Below are 16,128 nucleotides of genomic sequence, written 5' to 3' on the forward strand. Positions count from 1 at the left end.
CGAAGCGGCTAGTGCTGCTGCTGCGCGGGAAGCGGCTAACGCAGCCAAGGTTGCGGCGGAACTTGAAGCAGCCAAGGCGTCTGCTGCACAGGCAGCTGCTGATGCGGCAGCTGCACGCGAAGCGGCTAGTGCTGCTGCTGCGCGGGAAGCGGCTAACGCAGCCAAGGTTGCGACGGAACTTGAAGCCGCCAAGGCGTCTGCTGCACAGGCAGCCGCTGATGTGGCAGTGGCACGCGAAGCGGCTAATGCGGCTGCTGCGCAGAATGCTGCTAAGGCGAATGCTGCACGAGATGCTGCTAAGGCGGCTGCAGCACGGGAAGCAGTCGCTGAAGATTCTCTTAGTGTCCCGAGCAGTTTGCTGGCTAAGCGCAGTATCTTTTATCCAAGCGATACTGATGCCGTACCAGAACAGGATAAGCGCACTGTGCAGGCTCATGCCAAGTATTTGGCTGAACATGCAAATCGATCAGTGCGTTTGGAAGGCCATGCCGATGAAAGAGGGAGTAGTGAGTACAATTTGGCCTTGGGTCAACGTCGTGCCGAAGGTGTGAAGAAGATGTTGTTAGTGGGTGGTGTTAAAGAAGGCCAGATTGAGTCGATTAGTTATGGCGAAGAAAAGCCAATGTCTACTGCACATAATGAGGCTGCCTGGTCACAAAATCGCCGCACCGACTTGAACTATAACGTCAAGTAAGTCAGGCATGAAGTTTCAAACCTTGCTGTTTGCAGGATTGTGTGTTGTTATAGGGCAGGCTCAGGCTGCACTATTCAGCGACGATGAGGCGCACAATCAGATCCGGCAACTAGGGGAGCGCCTAACCACTCTGGAAGGTGCTGGCAAACAGCAAGTTGAAACCATCAAGCAACAATTCCACTTGCTTAATGAGCTGCAAACGCAGATCGAGGTCCAAAAAACGGAATTGCGCAAGTTGCATGGGCAAAACGAAGAACGTGTTCACAATTTACAGGATACGGAAAAGCGACAGACAAATCTCTATAACAATCACGAAAAGGAATTGCTCAGCTTACGCGGTCAATATGAAAAGTTGATGCACAATTTGCAGGATGCCGAGAAGCGACAGTCTGAAGCTAATAAAAAACAAGCTAGCTCTATACTAGAGCAACAAGCGCAGCTGAAGGTGCGCATTTCTCAGTTGGAAGAAAGCAGCAAACAGCAGATCGAAATCATAAAACAACTCGAGACCTTGAAGCAACATGCTAATGCTATGTTAAATCAGCAAACGCAGCTGAAGGCGCATATTTCTCAGATAGAAGAAAGCAGTAAGCAACAAGCCGAAACCAATCAAAAACAAGTCGAAATATACAAACAACAAACTAGTTCTCTACTCGGCCAGCAAACGCAGCTCACTGAGCGCATTTCTCATCTGGAAGAAGCAGGCAAGCAACAAATTGAAACCAGCAAACAACTAGCCAGTTCTCTGCTTAGCCAGCAAACGCAGCTCACTGAGCGCATTTCTCATCTAGAAGAAACCGGCAAGCAACAAATTGAAACCAGCAAACAACTAGCCAGCTCTCTGCTCGGTCAGCAAATGCAGCTCAATGAGCGTATGTCAAATCTGGAAGAAAATGGCAAGCAACAAGTTAATGCCATGCTTGAACAGCAGCAAGCCCAATTCAAAATACGCATTTCTCAGCTGGAGGAAATCAGCAAGCAACAAATTAATTCCATTCTCGACCAGCAGCAAGCTGAGTTTAAGATAAGAACCTCCCAGCTGGAAGAAAGCGGCAAGCAACAAACCCAAGCTATGCTGGATCTCCAAGTACAGATCGAGGCTCAAAACGCAGAACTTCGAAAGTTGCAGGGGCTGAATGAAGATTTGGATCATAGATTACAGGATACAAATCAACGGCAGAAAGATGTCTATACCGATCTGGATACCCGTATGCGCCATTTTGAAACTGTATCTCCGCTTGAACTACAAAAGCAGATCCAGGCTCTGAATGAAGAATTGCAAAAGTTACGCAGTCATAACGAAGAAATATTAACGCATAACTTACAGGATATGGAAAAGCGGCAGGTAGAAGCCAACAAGCAACAAATTAGTTCCATGCTTGAATTACAAAAAAATATTGAGGCACAGAACACCGAATTGCGCAGTCAGAATGAAGAGCTTATCCACAATTTACAGGAAATAGAGAAAAAACAGAAAAATTTCAACAGTGATTTAAATAGCCGCTTACGCCATGTTGAAACGGTAGCTGTTCTTGATTTGAAAAAAAAGATTGGGACCCAGGATGATGAAGCAAGCATGTTGCGAGATCAGAATGAAGAGTTGATGCATAACGTGCAGGAAGTGGAGAAGCGGCAGGCAGAAATTAGCAAGCAACAAACAAGTTCTCTACATAAGCTACAAGCGCAGGTTGATGCACTGAACATAGAATTACGCAAGTTGGGCAGTCAGAACGAAGATTTACTGCACAACTTGCAGGAATCGAAGCAGCGGCAGGCAGAAGCCAACAAGCAACAAACCAATTCAATGCTCGATCTGCAAACGAAGATTGATGACGCACAAAACACAGAATTACGCAGGTTGCGCAGCCAGAACGAAGATCTGTTACGCAACTTGCAGGACGCGGAGAAACGGCAGAAAGATTTCTATATTGATATGGATGCCAGCCTGCGTCATTTTGAAGCGATAGTAGCTGGGACATCAGCACCTACTGCCGCTCAGCCCGCCAAAACGGCTGGGGGTGGAAATTCACCTCCGCCATCTTCGTCTATCAAGGCAGTTAATGGAAATGCCTTGGAAACAGATGCTGTCACCATGGAAAATCGTGCTTATGAGTTGGCACATGGCCATGTTAAAGCTGGTAACCATCAGAATGCCATTAATGCCTTCCAGGAATTTCTGAAAAAATATCCTGAATCGAAGCATGTGGCTAATATTCACTATGAGATGGGTAACGCCTATTTTGCTTTGAAAGATTACAAGAATGCATTGGACAGTTATCAGCTGTTGGTGAACAAGCATCCATCTAGCCCTAATGTACCAGACGCTATGTTAAGTATTGCTGATAGTCAACATCAACTTAAGGCTATAGTTGGGGCCAAGAAAACACTCAATCAAATAATCGCTAAATACCCCGGAAGCAAAATAGCTGATCAGGCCAAAAAACGCCTCGACGCCCTCAAGTAAGTGTGTCTATGTCCGATACTTTAAAGTAAGTGCATCTATATTCTTGGTATTTTGCCAGCTAGCATTTGAGCGTCACCTTGATCATTGCGATGATAGGATTAATAAGAAGATGTTCTAGCAAGCCAAAGATGTATGCGGCTAACGTTAGAACTTTTTTTAAAATAGCAACTTTGCGAGAGCTGATATTATGAATACAATGAAAAATGTTAAAAAATTAGTAATGGTTGTATTACTAATCCACTTTTTAGTCGCTTGCGCTAAACCTCCTGTAGCCAATATTAAGAAGGACGGTAGTGATGCATCCCTGGATGGAACTGCTCCTGCGAATGCATCAGGAACTGGCGATCAGCCACTTACTAGTGCCTCTGGTGTTTCAATTTATCCTGGCTCAGGCTCAGGCTCAGGCTCAGGCTCAGGTTCAGGTTCAGGTTCAGGTTCAGGTTCAGGTTCAGGTTCAGCTGAATCTGAAGCGAATGATCCTTTAAATAACCCGAAAAGTTTGCTGGCTAAGCGCGTTATCTATTATCCAACCGATGTAGATACCATCTCTGAGCAGGATAAACCTGTTGTTCAGGCACATGCTGAATATCTGGTCGAGCACCCAAGCCGTACAGTGCGCCTGGAAGGAAACTCAGATGAACGTGGGAGCAGTGAATATAATCTGGCTTTGGGGCAACGTCGCGCCGATGGAGTTAAAAAGAGGTTACTAATGGGTGGTGTTAGAGAAGGCCAGATTGAGTCGATCAGTTATGGCGAAGAGAAACCTATAGGTAAAACGCATGACGAGTCGTCTTGGTCTCAAAATCGCCGCACTGAGTTGAACTATACTTCAAAGTAGGCTGGGCATGAAACTTCCCGTTTTACTGTTTGCCGGATGGAGTACCATTGCAGCATGTTCTGCACATGCGGCCTTCTTTACCGATGAAGAGGCACATAACCAAATCCGGCAACTAAAAGAGCGCGTGTCCAATCTGGAAGGAAGCGGCAGGCAGCAAACTGAAACAATCAAGCAGCAAGCTGAAACTATAAAGCAACAGATTGAGACTCGCAAGCAGCAAACCCGTGAGGTACTCGATCTTCAAGCGCAGATCGAGACACAGAAAACTGAATTGCGCAGGTTGCGTGGGCAGAATGAAGAGTTAGTGCATGGTCTGCAAGATGCGGAGAAGCGGCAGCGAGATTCCTACATTGATCTGGATACCCGCGTGCGTCGTTTTGAAAAGCTTGAAGCAGCCGTGCCGCCCCGGCCGATAAAACCATGAAACGGCTGGCGAATATTAAATAGAGCATATTTCCATGATTACGTGCTCCGTCAGCGAGCAGTTGCGCATCACCGAAATTTTTTATTCCTTGCAAGGCGAAACGAGCCGCGTCGGCCTGCCGACGGTCTTCGTGCGTCTGACTGGCTGTCCGTTACGTTGCTCATATTGCGATACTACTTATGCTTTTAGCGGCGGACAGAATATGACAGTTGCGGGAATACTCTCTGAAGTAGCACGGTATCATACGCGCTATGTTACGGTTACCGGGGGTGAGCCCCTGGCGCAGAAAAACTCCCTGCCTTTGCTAAGTGCCTTGTGTGATGCAGGTTATGAGGTGTCGCTGGAAACTAGCGGGGCGCTGGATGTGTCTAGTGTCGATGTGCGTGTGATGAAGATCCTGGACATCAAGACACCAGCATCAGGCGAAGTGAAAAAGAACTTATGGAGCAATCTTGCTGCGTTGCATGCACACGACGAAATAAAATTTGTCTTATGTGATGAGTCCGATTACATATGGGCCAAACAGGTGCTGCGTGAACGTGATTTGGCTGACAAATGCACCGTACTATTTTCGCCCGTACAAGATCGATTGTCACCTACAGTACTGGCCGATTGGATTCTGCGCGATAGTTTGCCAGTGCGCCTGCAAGTACAATTGCATAAGTTATTGTGGGGCAGCCAGCAGGGAAAATGAAGAATGCAGTAGTGTTATTGTCAGGCGGTCTGGATTCAGCCACGGTGATGGCCATGGCGAAACGGCAGGGCTATATCTGCCATGCGTTGAGTGTGGACTACGGGCAGCGCCATTATGCTGAACTTGCTGCAGCAGAGCGTGTGGCACAGGCACTGGGTGCGATTGAACAGCGTGTTATCAGCGTTGACCTGACTGGATTTGGTGGCTCTGCCTTGACAGATACGCGCATTGCAGTGCCGGAACAGGCAACAGCAGGCATTCCGCTCACCTATGTACCAGCTCGCAACACCATCATGCTATCGCTCGCCCTGGCTTGGGCGGAAGTATTGCAGGTGCAGGACATATTCATTGGGGTGAACGCAGTTGACTTTTCCGGCTATCCCGACTGTCGTCCAGAATATATAGCGGCCTTCGAAAGTATGGCTAATCTCGCCACCAAGGCAGCGGTAGAGGGCAAATATTTGACATTGCACGCGCCTTTATTGCACCTGTCCAAGGCCGATATAGTTAAACTAGGTACGGAACTTGGCGTGGATTACAGCCTGACCGTATCCTGTTACCAAGCCGATTCGGATGGCCGCGCATGCGCTGTGTGTAATTCCTGCCAACTGCGCCGGGCCGGCTTCAAGACCGCTGGAATAGTCGATCCGACACGCTATCGCATTGCAGGATGATGCGCCCTGTCGCGTTGACAGGGCGGGTAAAGTCCGTATAATGCGCCCTTCTTTAAGGGATATGGGTCGTTAGCTCAGCCGGTAGAGCAGCGGACTTTTAATCCGTTGGTCGCCAGTTCGAATCTGGCACGACCTACCAGTTTCAGTGTGCAGTTCAGGTGAATCAGAACATCTGAACGCTACACTAATAATTTTATCGCCGCTTTAGCTCAGTTGGTAGAGCAACCGCCTTGTAAGCGGTAGGTCGTCAGTTCGAATCCGACAAGCGGCACCAATATAAACAAAGGCTTGCATAGATGCAGGCTTTTTTATTTCTAGTTGTGTAATGTATATGTAAGGCTGATGTAAGAAAAGCCGCTCAATGCCTCAGCTCTTCTATTCCAGATACGGCACATCCCAAAACTCCAACAAATACCTCCATTCCAGAAGCCATTAACTGAAGTTGCACGGCATTTGGTTTGCCCATGTCTATCATGCCGAGCGTCTCATCTAGCGGCAATTCATCGTACTTCGACGGATAGTGTGCAACGTTGAGTGCCAGCAACCTCGCAGACCCTGCAGTATTGTCCTTGCTCATTTTTCGATTAGCTGGTCGACAAGTTTGTAGCGGAGCAAGAACGCCAGCGGGCTGCCCTGCCAGTCTACACGCAAGAGCAACAAGTGTAGTGTTGCACGCTAATTGGAACTTATACAACTGGTCACAGAAGAGGCTCATTGCTAAATATTATTGTGAACGTAGCAACCAAATCAAATGGTTTAATTTCTGAAAATTGACACTTCATGCAATAAATGCTGAAAAAATGATCTCAAAAATAAGTTCCATCAAGAATGCAGCACTACTCTAGGTGGCACTGCATGTAGCTTGAATACACGCCCGAAGAAGTCGCTCGGATTTCGATCACCTGAAGAGGTTTACAGCGAGCTATTGCTCAATATGGAACCTACTAAATTCGCTACTAAACATTAACTGTTGAGGTTGGTTATTGAATCCGCCGTGTATTAATCATGAGTGCTCCGCCCGCATGTAAACCGGAATCTGGCGTGGGCCAAACGGCTTTTCGAATTTTCCAAAACGTCCGGCAATTTTTGTTGCGCATTCCGGACAGGTGCCCTGCGGCGTAAGGTCATAATGGCGAATGTCGTACCAATCGCGCGCGATAGTCGCGTGATGGCATTTCGGGCAATAGGTGGTGCCGCCCTCCGCATCGTGCACGTTGCCGGTATAAACATAATGAAGGCCCGTATCCAGCGCGATGCGGCGCGCCTTGCTCAGTGTGGATGGTGGTGTGGGCGGCACGTCCTCCATCTTCCAGTCCGGGTGAAAGGCGGAGAAGTGTAACGGCACTTCCGGCCCCAGCTCATTCACCACCCAAGTGCTCAGCGCCTTGATCTCGGCATCGGAATCGTTGCGGCCGGGAATGAGCAGGGTGGTGATCTCCAACCAGCAGTCGGTGTTGTGATGGACATAGGCCAATGTGTTCAGCACCGATTGTAGATGACCGCCAGTGAGCTTGACGTAGAAGTCATCGGTGAAGCTCTTGAGATCGATGTTGGCCGCGTCCATTTTTGCGTAGAACTCGCGGCGTGGCGCATCGTGTATGTAGCCTGCGGTGACGGCCACGGTCTGGATGCCCAGCGCATGGCAGGCGTCAGCCGTGTCAAGTGCGTATTCCAGAAAAATCACCGGGTCGTTGTAAGTGAAGGCCACGCTCTTGCTGCCATGTGCCTGCGCTGCTTTAGCAATGGCTTCTGGCGTAGCCCAATCCATCAGCCGGTCCATGTCACGCGACTTGGAGATATCCCAGTTCTGGCAGAACTTGCAGGCCAAGTTGCAGCCTGCGGTGCCGAAGGAAAGCACGCTGGAGCCAGGATAAAAATGATTGAGCGGCTTCTTCTCGATGGGGTCGATGCAGAAGCCGGAGGAACGACCATAGGTGGTGAGCACCATGGCATTCCCCGTCATGCCCCGCACGAAACACGCTCCGCGCTGGCCTTCGTGCAGCTTGCAATCACGCGGACACAGATCGCACTGAATGCGACCATCATCCAGCCTGTGCCAGTATTTTGCGGGATGGCGTTCGGTCATGCCGATTGGTTCATCCATAATTTACTCCTTTTATCTTCATACCATATGGCGGTTCTTTGTATAGCTATATGCAAGTCAGTACGCACACTATTGTGGACTCTTTATATAGCAGAAATCAGACAACTTATATCCGCCATAGTTGCGTTTATGTACCTTGCCACCAATAGCATTCAACCGCTCATTTAACTCCCGCTCCTCGCGGGAAAGGCGCTCCGGCACCTGCACCATGATGCGTAAATACAAATCACCATGCCGGCTGTTGCCGAACTCCGGCAAACCTTTTCCCTTCAGGCGCAATACGCGTCGGGCTGGGCGCCAGGAGGCACGGTCACAGTGGTAGAACCATTCAATGTAGGCACTACCGGTGTAAAACAGCGCCCAATAACTACCATTTTTTAGCTAAGTTAAACAGCTGTATATAAATTAATACTGGAAAATTACGGCGTTGTTTACTGGAAAAATTCAGACGCTGATTAACAACGGTAGCATCACAATGAAGAGAAAAGCAGAAGCTGTTGCTACACGATGGTGGTCGTGCACAGCCGCACCCACTGGCCGTGTCATGCTGGCTATGGTTAACCGTTTCTGCAACGCCTAGTGGGTTAGGGGCTAACATCAGTTCCATTGCCTATCGCCTGATGTAAGGAAATTAATGGATGATGAGTAACGTGCCCATACGCTGAGACAAGCCAATGCGTTTAATATTGTGCCTGCAGATGAGTTGCTAAATGCCCGAATTTCTTGGGTTGAGCTACTTTAGGCAGTTGCTGGAACGTATAGCTGCAGCATTTTGAATGCGTGGCGCGGCGATGCTAGCCAAATGCTACATTTATGACGCGCCGCAAATTAGGCAAGCTGGATCCTTGTTCAACTTAACGGTGCGCAGATCCATATGCAGCAAATCTGTTACCAGCAATCTGCTACACAGCAGGGTACCTATTCCCATCAATAGCTTGAGTGCCTCAGCGGCTTGCATGCTACCGATAATGCCAACTAGTGGAGCAAATACACCCATTACCGCGCAACGTGTTTCTAAAGCATCAGATTGTTCTGGATAGAGGCAATGATAGCAAGGGCTGTGGGGATGGCGCATGTCAAACACGGCTACTTGGCCGTCAAAGCGGGTAGCCGCGCCGGATACAAAAGGTTTTTTTAATTGCACGCAAACTTGGTTAAGCGCATAGCGCGTGGCGAAGTTATCGCTGCAATCCAGCACTACATCGGCTTGGCCAACTAGTTCAAATAAACGCGTTTGATCCGCGCGTTCATTCAGGGCTATGACGCGAACATCGGAATTGATTTCAGCGAGCGAGGTACGTGCAGAATCTACCTTAGCCATTCCGATGCTGGAAGTGCGGTGTACGATTTGGCGTTGCAGATTGGTCAGGTCTACAGTGTCACCGTCGCACAGGGTCAGGGTGCCAACGCCGCTGGAGGCGAGGTACATGGCAGCAGGAGAACCCAGTCCGCCAGCACCTATTATCAGTGCGTGCGCATCCCGTAATTTCTGTTGTCCTTCGATGCCAATGTCAGGCAACAGGATGTGGCGGCTATAGCGCAGTAACTGTTCGTCATTCATGCGATATGGAAGAGAAGAAAGTTATTAGTACTCGCTTACTTCCCTTGCAATATATTTATACCTTTTAACAAGTTTACAGCTTGATGTAACTGGTAATCTTCTTTTGATCCGAACTCGAGCATTTTTGGCTTTGTCGCATCGCCTTCCTCGCGTTTGGTCGGAGACTTAGCTGGCGCAGCCGGAGCTGTGGGTTTTACGGTGACGTCTACCTTCACATCAAGCTGCTGACTGTTGCTCAAGTGACGCTCCAAATCAGCCTCGCGCATGCGGAAAGTTTGATCTTGATCGATAGTCGCCGGATCTTCCACTACGATGTCAGGGACGATACCCTTGGCTTGAATAGAGCGGCCGCCAGGCGTGAAATAACGCGCTGTGGTGAGCTTGATTGCGGTATTGTTGCCTAGCGGCAGAACGGACTGTACCGAGCCTTTACCGAAGGTTTGGGTGCCCATGATGACAGCGCGTTTATGATCTTGCAATGCACCTGCGACGATTTCTGAAGCGGATGCAGAACCGCCATTCACCAGAACTATCATCGGCACAGTCTTGACCGCCGCAGGCAGATTTTTCAGGTAATCCTTCTCGTTGTTGCGCAGATAGTCATTAGGAACGGCAGACAGGCGCATCTTGGCATCTGAGTTACGCCCTTCGGTATACACCACTAGAGCATCCTTGGGCAGGAATGCGGCAGATGCTGCTACCGAACTATTGAGCAAGCCACCTGGGTCGTTACGTAGATCCAACACCAAGCCTTTCATGGCGCCCTGGTTCTGTTTGAACAGGTTGTTAAGCGCAGTAGCGAGGTTCTCGCCAGTGTGCTCCTGGAATTGGGTGATGCGAATAAAAGCATAGCCAGGCTCGATCAGCTTGGACTTCACACTTTGTACTTTAATAATGGCGCGAGTTAAAGTAAAGGTCAGCGGCTTGGGCGCTTCTTTGCGAATCACGGTCAAGACAATTTTGCTGCCTGGCTTGCCGCGCATGCGTTTAACCGCATCACTTAGCGTCAGGCTCTTAACCATCACGTCGTCGAGTTTGATGATCAGATCGCCGCTCTTCATGCCAGCGTGATAAGCAGGGGAATCTTCAATTGGCGAAATCACTTTCACCAGTCCGTCTTCCATTCCTACCTCAATACCCAAACCACCGAATTCGCCCTGCGTGCCGATTTGTAGTTCCTTGAACGCGTCGGCATCCAGATAGGCGGAGTGCGGATCCAGACCGGTCAACATACCTGTGATGGCTTCGGTGATAAGTTTTTTGTCGGTGACCGGTTCTACATAGTCACTCTTGATGCGGCCAAACACCTCTGAGAAGGCACGCAGCTCTTCGATCGGCAGCGGCTCAGCACTGTCCTTATTCGCGATGGCAGAGAATTGCAGGCTGATCAACACACCTGCGATCAGCCCAAGTCCGATTAATCCAATTTTTTCAATACGACTACGCATGTCTGACCTTTAAAGTTGTTTTGTTGCAACATGTTTCTTCACGAGTAATTTCATCGTGCTATCCATTTTATGGGGTCTAGAGGTTCGCCCCTATGGCGCAATTCAAAGTATACACCGGAATCCTCATTTCCGCCGCTGTTGCCAACGGCCGCTACGGTGTCGCCCCCACGCAAGACGTCACCTACCTGCTTGTACAGCGTTTCATTATTGCCATACAAGCTCATGTAGCCTTTGCCATGATCAATGATCAATAAGTTCCCGAAGCCGCGCAACCAATCGGCAAATACTACACGCCCGGCCGCTACCGATTTCACTGGCTGACCGCTTGCTGCGCGTAATAGTAAACCTCTCCAAAGCACGGTACTGTCTGGACGCGCGCTGCCGAATTTATTGACCACTTCACCCATTACCGGCAGCGTCAGCTTGCCTTTAAGTTGCTCGAACGGCTTGCCGTCGAAGCGATTATCAGGCAATTTGTCATTGTTGAATACCCCTTTGCCTTTTTGCCGTGTCAATATTTTAGAGAGCTTGGCCACCAGTTGCGACAAGCGGTTTTCGTCGCGTTGTAGGCGACCAATTTCGTGTCGCTGTTGTTTGAGTTGCTGGGCGAACTGACTGATTACTTGCTGACGCGCAAGCTTGTCTTTTTCCAATATTTTCTGCTGCGCATTTTCTTCTTCTTGTAGCGCCGCAATTTCCCCGCTTTTTTGCTGAGTTTGTTGGACGACCTCGTTTAGTTGAGCAAGATTTACGCGTAGCATATTGAGCCAAGTCGAACGGCCGCGCGCGATATATTCATAATAGCGCATTTCACGTGCGGCTTGATCGGGGTCATGATTGTTGAGCAACAGCTTGAAGTATTCTTGTTTGCCGCCCAAATATTGCTGGTAGAGCAGTTTGCTGAGCATTGCCTGCTGACTCTGTATATCCCTTTCCAGTTGCTGTGCTTGCTGTCGCAGCTTCCCCAAGGTGTGGTCTGCAGCACGGTGTTGCAATGAGAGTTCAGCCAGTTTGCGCTTGCTATTGCTGATGGCCCGTTCTGATTCTCGCAGCTCGTCTGTTGCTTCGGATTGAGATTCACTGGTTTTTTCCAGTTCCTTTTGCAGCACAGAGATGTGCTTGCGCAGGTTGTCCAGCTCTTCCTGCTGTGCGGCTTGGGTGCTGTTTATGCCTACCACCAAGCAGATGCACAGCAATAATGCGTGGCGGGTGAGTGAGGTCACCGGATTGAGATAAGCGGCCGACCCGTCATTTCAGGCGGTTGTGGCAGACCCATCATAGCGAGCAAAGTTGGGGCAACATCCTGCAGCGAGCCACTGTCAGCTATTTGCGCCTTGCGACCGATATACAGCAATGGGACCAAGTTAAGTGTATGTGCGGTATGTGCTTGTTGCGTGGTGCGATCCAGCATCTGCTCAGCATTGCCGTGATCGGCGGTAATCAGCACCTCGCCGCCGCATTCAAGCATTGCGTTTACTACCCGCCCGATACACACATCCAAGGCTTCAATGGCCTTGACCGCCGCTTCCATAATACCGCTATGGCCTACCATGTCGCCGTTGGCATAATTACAGATCATGGCTTGATACTGCCTGCTACGAATTGCAGCTTCCAGTTTGTCAGTGACCTCAAAAGCACTCATTTCTGGTTTGAGGTCGTAGGTTGCCACTTTGGGAGATGGCACCAGGATACGGTCCTCGCCCGGGTAAGGATGCTCCTTGCCGCCATTGAAGAAATAAGTGACATGTGCGTATTTCTCCGTTTCTGCGATACGTAATTGTTTCAGCCCCAAGCCGGAAAGGTACTCGCCAAAACAATTGTGGATGGCTGTGGGCATGAATGCAGCCGGGAGATGGAAGTCCTCACCGTAGCTGCTTAGAGTGACAAAGTGCGCCAGCTTGGGAAAACATGCACGTGTAAAGTCATCAAACGTCGGATCGGTCAGCGCGCGGGTCAGCTGACGCGCGCGGTCGGCGCGGTAGTTCATGAACACCGCGACGTCTCCATCCTGCATGATAACGGGTGGTTCGGTGGGCGAGGTGATGATAGTTGCTTTAACGAACTCGTCGTTTTCTCCGCGTGCATAGGCTTGCTGCAATCCATCCTGGGCATCAGATGAGTGGAACTCAGCCTTGCCTTGCGTCAATAAGTCATAGGCCTCCTGCACTCGCTCCCAGCGGTTATCCCGGTCCATTGCATAGTAGCGGCCGATGATGGAAGCAATACGCCCAACGGCCAATGCGGCAAGTTTTTCCTGTAGCCGCTGTAGTGAATGTGAGGCACTTCTCGGTGGTGTGTCACGACCATCGAGAAAGGCATGGATAAATATCTTGCGCAGTCCAGCGCGCGCTGCCAGTTCCAGCATGGCGTGGATATGATCTTCATGACTATGCACCCCGCCGGGCGACAGCAGCCCCATGATATGTAGCGCAGTGTTATGTTGCTTGGCATGTTCAATAGCTAGCATGAACGCCGGATTGCTGTAGAAGCTTCCATCCTGAATGGCTGCATCTACCCGCGAGAGCTCCTGATACACCACGCGACCCGCGCCAATGTTGAGATGGCCAACCTCAGAGTTACCCATCTGGCCTTGCGGAAGCCCTACCGATAATTCAGACGTACTGATTAGCGTGTGCGGATAATCACGCCATAGCCTGTCCCAGTTCGGTTTGTGCGCATGGGCGATAGCATTGTGGTCAGTCTCTTCACTGTAGCCGAAGCCGTCGAGGATGAGTAGGAGGACAGGAGTGATTTTCATACCGGACTTGGGGGAAGTTAAATATTGATTGGCTATTTATTTAGAATACTATTTTAGCTGATTTCTGGATTGCCAGGCATTCCGGGCTTCGCACAATGCCAAATTAAAGAATAATGGGAAAAAACTTTGACAATGAAATTAAATAACAAGCATGATGATATTTCGCAATCTTCTTTCATAAGTTGAGCCACATGCGCCGTTCAAAATGCGTAAAACAGAGCGATATGACATTAATATTGGGTTTTCGCAATGAACCTTAATATTTATTTCTCTAATCGGTTGCGTTTGGCTTATTCCAAATCCTCCGCACTGCTCGCCAAGCTCTGGAAAAAAAAATTCTATCTTTACCTTGCAGCACTGCTTACGTTGCTTGCCGTGCTTGATACCGTGCAGTTGCATATCATTTCTGGTATGCGTCAGGAGGCTTTCGACGCGATGGTGCGCTACCGCATCATTGTGCCCAAGCCTGATAGCGATATTGTAATCGTGGACATCAATGAGGCCAGCCTCGCCGCTATGGCCAAGGACTACGGGCGTTGGCCATGGCCGCGCCAAGTGCTGGGGGAATTTCTCGAGCAGGTCGAAAAACAGCAACCTAAAGCAATCGTGTTTGACATTTTGTTCAGCGATTCTGACATATACAACCCTGACAGCGATGCCTATTTCGACTCCGCCATTGCCGCCACAAACAATACTTATTTCCCTTTGCTGCGTCTTGATCCGTCGAGCGATGCCTTGAGCCTGGTGAAACCCGCCATGATTCCCGGTGTTGTGCCGCTACTCAATGACGCCCAGCCGGAGGCCACCGTTGCTGTGGTACTGCCACATTTTCCGGCAGCACTTAAAAGTGGGCGTCTTGGGTTGCATAATATTTATCCCGATGCCGATGGCATCGTGCGCCAATATATTATTTACCGCGACGATTATGGATGGAAATTGCCGTCATTGCCAGCGCGAGTGGCGCGTGATCTTGGCTGGCCTGAGCCTGCTGCACAACGCGTTCTGCTCAATTGGCGCGGCCCGCCATTTTCTTACCAATACGTCAGTTTCCACGATGTGTTCACGGACATGGGCAGCAAGGAAAAAAAGCGCCCGCAAGACGAATTCAAAAACAAAATTGTCATTATCGGCTCCACCGCGCCCAGCTTGTTTGACATCAAACCCACGCCGATGAGCCAAATGCACCCAGGCGTGGAGATTCTTGCTACCGCCATAGATAACTTTAAACATAATGATTACCTGCGTTTTCCTGAAGCACGCGTAGCGTATCTTTTGCTTACACTGTGCATTATTTGGGCCACAGCTTGGGGCTTTTATAATAATGTCGGGCGTAGCAAAATAGACGTATTATTTGGCGCGTCGCAATTTATATTGATTGGTATTTCTTATGCCAGCATTAACTTCACCGACACTTACATCAACATCACTGGGTCGGTGACGATAGGGCTGGTCTACTTTGCCATCGCACGTGTGTATTCTGCTGCCACTGGCAAGATGCTGGAACAAAACATGGTGCGTGCTTCCATCGAGCGTGAAGGTGAATTATATGCCACGCTGTTATTAATTCGTCTCGACGTAGCTCAAAATATACTGACCGATGCAATGTTGGAAAAAATCCGCTACGGCCTTGAAAATACGGGAATTGAACAGAAAAGCGCAGAAGTGCTAAGAGGTCATCAAAAAGGCATGTGGGATTTATTCGAAAAGACATTTACGATTTCCTGGATAGTGGATGAGGAAGATGCGAATGGGGCTGCACGGGTGGCCGAGGATGTTGCAGTGGTTATCGCTGCATTTCCGCAATTGTTAAGCAAATGTATAATTGATTCTGATATTGTGGTTAGCTGGTTTGTACACCAAGGAAAAATTTGCGGTGGCAAAAAAGCGCGCGATTGCTGGCGCGTGATGTTTGCTGAAGCATTGCTGCGCTGGAATGAACAACAAGAGAAGGCACTATGAATTCGATCAGGTTAGGGGCTGTTCTGTTCGCGTTGCTGGCTATGCCTGCATTTGCCGCAGAAACAGGAAGTGTAATCAGGACCGATGGAATCAAGGTCGAGCCGTTCCGAGACGCTAAAACAATAGCCACGCTAACTGTTGGCGATAAAGTGGAAATTGTCAAAAAAAAGGGCGGCTGGCTCCAAATAAAAAGCCCAAAGGGTAACGGCTGGGTGCATATGTTGAATGTCCGCAAAGGAGGTATGCGTAAGGATTCTGGTGATATAGGCGGACTCTTGGGCATGGCGTCGGGGCGTGCAGGGACAGGAAAAGTAGTTGGCACTACAGGTATCCGCGGACTAGACGAAGTAGAATTGCAATCTGCAAAATATAATGAGACCGAACTGAATCTGGTCGAGTCGTATGCTATAAGCCGAGCTGAAGCTCAGATGTTTGCCATTCAAGGGAAGCTTGTTGCGCGCAAATTCGATTACCTTCCTTCCCCAGAAGTCTCCCCAGAATAAAGGATAG

At 49.4% G+C, this 16,128-nt stretch carries 15 protein-coding genes and 2 tRNA genes; 10 read left to right on the forward strand and 7 right to left on the reverse strand.

The window, feature by feature from the left end:
* The 8 genes from pal (MJ768_RS07850) to MJ768_RS07885 form a co-directional block, all read left to right on the forward strand.
* On the forward strand, positions 1–694 hold a 694-nt coding region (gene pal, locus MJ768_RS07850; RefSeq protein ID WP_239289925.1), incomplete at its 5' end, for a peptidoglycan-associated lipoprotein Pal.
* Positions 695–701: 7 nt separating this feature from the next.
* Positions 702–3,158, forward strand: a complete 2,457-nt coding sequence (ybgF, locus tag MJ768_RS07855; RefSeq protein ID WP_239289937.1) for a tol-pal system protein YbgF — start codon at positions 702–704, stop codon at positions 3,156–3,158.
* Between the two features lie 187 nt (positions 3,159–3,345).
* Positions 3,346–3,996: a peptidoglycan-associated lipoprotein Pal gene (gene pal, locus MJ768_RS07860; protein WP_239289939.1), complete on the forward strand. Its 651-nt coding sequence runs from the start codon at positions 3,346–3,348 to the stop codon at positions 3,994–3,996.
* A 7-nt stretch (positions 3,997–4,003) separates the two neighbouring features.
* The gene (locus tag MJ768_RS07865) at positions 4,004–4,420 is read left to right on the forward strand and encodes a YbgF trimerization domain-containing protein (RefSeq protein ID WP_239289941.1); all 417 of its coding nucleotides are present in this window, start codon (positions 4,004–4,006) and stop codon (positions 4,418–4,420) included.
* Positions 4,421–4,454: 34 nt separating this feature from the next.
* Positions 4,455–5,114: a 7-carboxy-7-deazaguanine synthase QueE gene (queE, locus tag MJ768_RS07870; RefSeq protein WP_239289943.1), complete on the forward strand. Its 660-nt coding sequence runs from the start codon at positions 4,455–4,457 to the stop codon at positions 5,112–5,114.
* Entirely contained in the window at positions 5,111–5,788 is a 678-nt protein-coding gene (queC, locus tag MJ768_RS07875) for a 7-cyano-7-deazaguanine synthase QueC (RefSeq protein WP_239289953.1), read from the forward strand. Before queE ends, queC begins: the two co-directional genes overlap by 4 nt.
* A 63-nt stretch (positions 5,789–5,851) precedes the next feature.
* Positions 5,852–5,927 (forward strand) — tRNA-Lys (locus MJ768_RS07880).
* A gap of 59 nt (positions 5,928–5,986) precedes the next feature.
* A tRNA-Thr gene (locus MJ768_RS07885) sits at positions 5,987–6,062 on the forward strand.
* An 84-nt stretch (positions 6,063–6,146) separates the two neighbouring features.
* On the opposite strand, the gene MJ768_RS07890 is transcribed toward MJ768_RS07885, so the two are convergent.
* From MJ768_RS07890 to gpmI, 7 genes are all read right to left on the reverse strand, one after another.
* Positions 6,147–6,365 carry a hypothetical protein gene (locus tag MJ768_RS07890; RefSeq protein ID WP_239289955.1) on the reverse strand — a complete coding sequence of 73 codons (219 nt, stop codon included), beginning with the start codon at positions 6,363–6,365 and terminating at the stop codon, positions 6,147–6,149.
* Positions 6,366–6,791: 426 nt separating this feature from the next.
* On the reverse strand, positions 6,792–7,892 hold the full coding sequence (gene amrS, locus MJ768_RS07895; RefSeq protein WP_239289957.1) for an AmmeMemoRadiSam system radical SAM enzyme: 1,101 nt from the start codon (positions 7,890–7,892) through the stop codon (positions 6,792–6,794).
* A 69-nt stretch (positions 7,893–7,961) separates the two neighbouring features.
* A complete protein-coding gene (locus MJ768_RS07900) occupies positions 7,962–8,150 on the reverse strand; it encodes a hypothetical protein (RefSeq protein WP_239289959.1) in 189 nt (62 codons plus the stop codon).
* A 553-nt stretch (positions 8,151–8,703) separates the two neighbouring features.
* Positions 8,704–9,453, reverse strand: a complete 750-nt coding sequence (locus MJ768_RS07905) for a HesA/MoeB/ThiF family protein (protein ID WP_239289961.1) — start codon at positions 9,451–9,453, stop codon at positions 8,704–8,706.
* Positions 9,454–9,488: 35 nt separating this feature from the next.
* A complete protein-coding gene (locus MJ768_RS07910) occupies positions 9,489–10,901 on the reverse strand; it encodes a S41 family peptidase (RefSeq protein ID WP_239289963.1) in 1,413 nt (470 codons plus the stop codon).
* 50 nt (positions 10,902–10,951) lie between these two features.
* Entirely contained in the window at positions 10,952–12,124 is a 1,173-nt protein-coding gene (locus MJ768_RS07915) for a murein hydrolase activator EnvC family protein (RefSeq protein ID WP_239289965.1), read from the reverse strand.
* Positions 12,121–13,659 carry a 2,3-bisphosphoglycerate-independent phosphoglycerate mutase gene (gene gpmI / locus MJ768_RS07920; RefSeq protein ID WP_239289967.1) on the reverse strand — a complete coding sequence of 513 codons (1,539 nt, stop codon included), beginning with the start codon at positions 13,657–13,659 and terminating at the stop codon, positions 12,121–12,123. The genes MJ768_RS07915 and gpmI overlap by 4 nt, the downstream gene beginning before the upstream one ends.
* A gap of 249 nt (positions 13,660–13,908) precedes the next feature.
* Here gpmI and MJ768_RS07925 point away from each other — a divergent pair, with 249 nt between their 5' ends.
* A complete protein-coding gene (locus tag MJ768_RS07925) occupies positions 13,909–15,618 on the forward strand; it encodes a CHASE2 domain-containing protein (RefSeq protein WP_239289969.1) in 1,710 nt (569 codons plus the stop codon).
* Positions 15,615–16,121 carry an SH3 domain-containing protein gene (locus MJ768_RS07930; RefSeq protein ID WP_239289971.1) on the forward strand — a complete coding sequence of 169 codons (507 nt, stop codon included), beginning with the start codon at positions 15,615–15,617 and terminating at the stop codon, positions 16,119–16,121. Before MJ768_RS07925 ends, MJ768_RS07930 begins: the two co-directional genes overlap by 4 nt.
* The last annotated feature ends 7 nt before the right edge of the window (positions 16,122–16,128 follow it).

The sequence above is a fragment of the Candidatus Nitrotoga sp. 1052 genome, from assembly GCF_927312905.1.
Lineage (GTDB): Bacteria > Pseudomonadota > Gammaproteobacteria > Burkholderiales > Gallionellaceae > Nitrotoga.

What these genes read in the sequence shown, in the direction of transcription:
- ybgF (WP_239289937.1), top strand. Translation starts at nt 702, where the DNA reads ATGAAGTTTCAAACCTTGCTGTTTGCAGGATTGTGTGTTGTTATAGGG.
- pal (WP_239289939.1), top strand. Translation starts at nt 3,346, where the DNA reads ATGAATACAATGAAAAATGTTAAAAAATTAGTAATGGTTGTATTACTA.
- MJ768_RS07865 (WP_239289941.1), top strand. Translation starts at nt 4,004, where the DNA reads ATGAAACTTCCCGTTTTACTGTTTGCCGGATGGAGTACCATTGCAGCA.
- queE (WP_239289943.1), top strand. Translation starts at nt 4,455, where the DNA reads ATGATTACGTGCTCCGTCAGCGAGCAGTTGCGCATCACCGAAATTTTT.
- queC (WP_239289953.1), top strand. Translation starts at nt 5,111, where the DNA reads ATGAAGAATGCAGTAGTGTTATTGTCAGGCGGTCTGGATTCAGCCACG.
- MJ768_RS07890 (WP_239289955.1), bottom strand. Translation starts at nt 6,365, where the DNA reads ATGAGCAAGGACAATACTGCAGGGTCTGCGAGGTTGCTGGCACTCAAC.
- amrS (WP_239289957.1), bottom strand. Translation starts at nt 7,892, where the DNA reads ATGGATGAACCAATCGGCATGACCGAACGCCATCCCGCAAAATACTGG.
- MJ768_RS07905 (WP_239289961.1), bottom strand. Translation starts at nt 9,453, where the DNA reads ATGAATGACGAACAGTTACTGCGCTATAGCCGCCACATCCTGTTGCCT.
- MJ768_RS07910 (WP_239289963.1), bottom strand. Translation starts at nt 10,901, where the DNA reads ATGCGTAGTCGTATTGAAAAAATTGGATTAATCGGACTTGGGCTGATC.
- gpmI (WP_239289967.1), bottom strand. Translation starts at nt 13,659, where the DNA reads ATGAAAATCACTCCTGTCCTCCTACTCATCCTCGACGGCTTCGGCTAC.
- MJ768_RS07925 (WP_239289969.1), top strand. Translation starts at nt 13,909, where the DNA reads ATGAACCTTAATATTTATTTCTCTAATCGGTTGCGTTTGGCTTATTCC.
- MJ768_RS07930 (WP_239289971.1), top strand. Translation starts at nt 15,615, where the DNA reads ATGAATTCGATCAGGTTAGGGGCTGTTCTGTTCGCGTTGCTGGCTATG.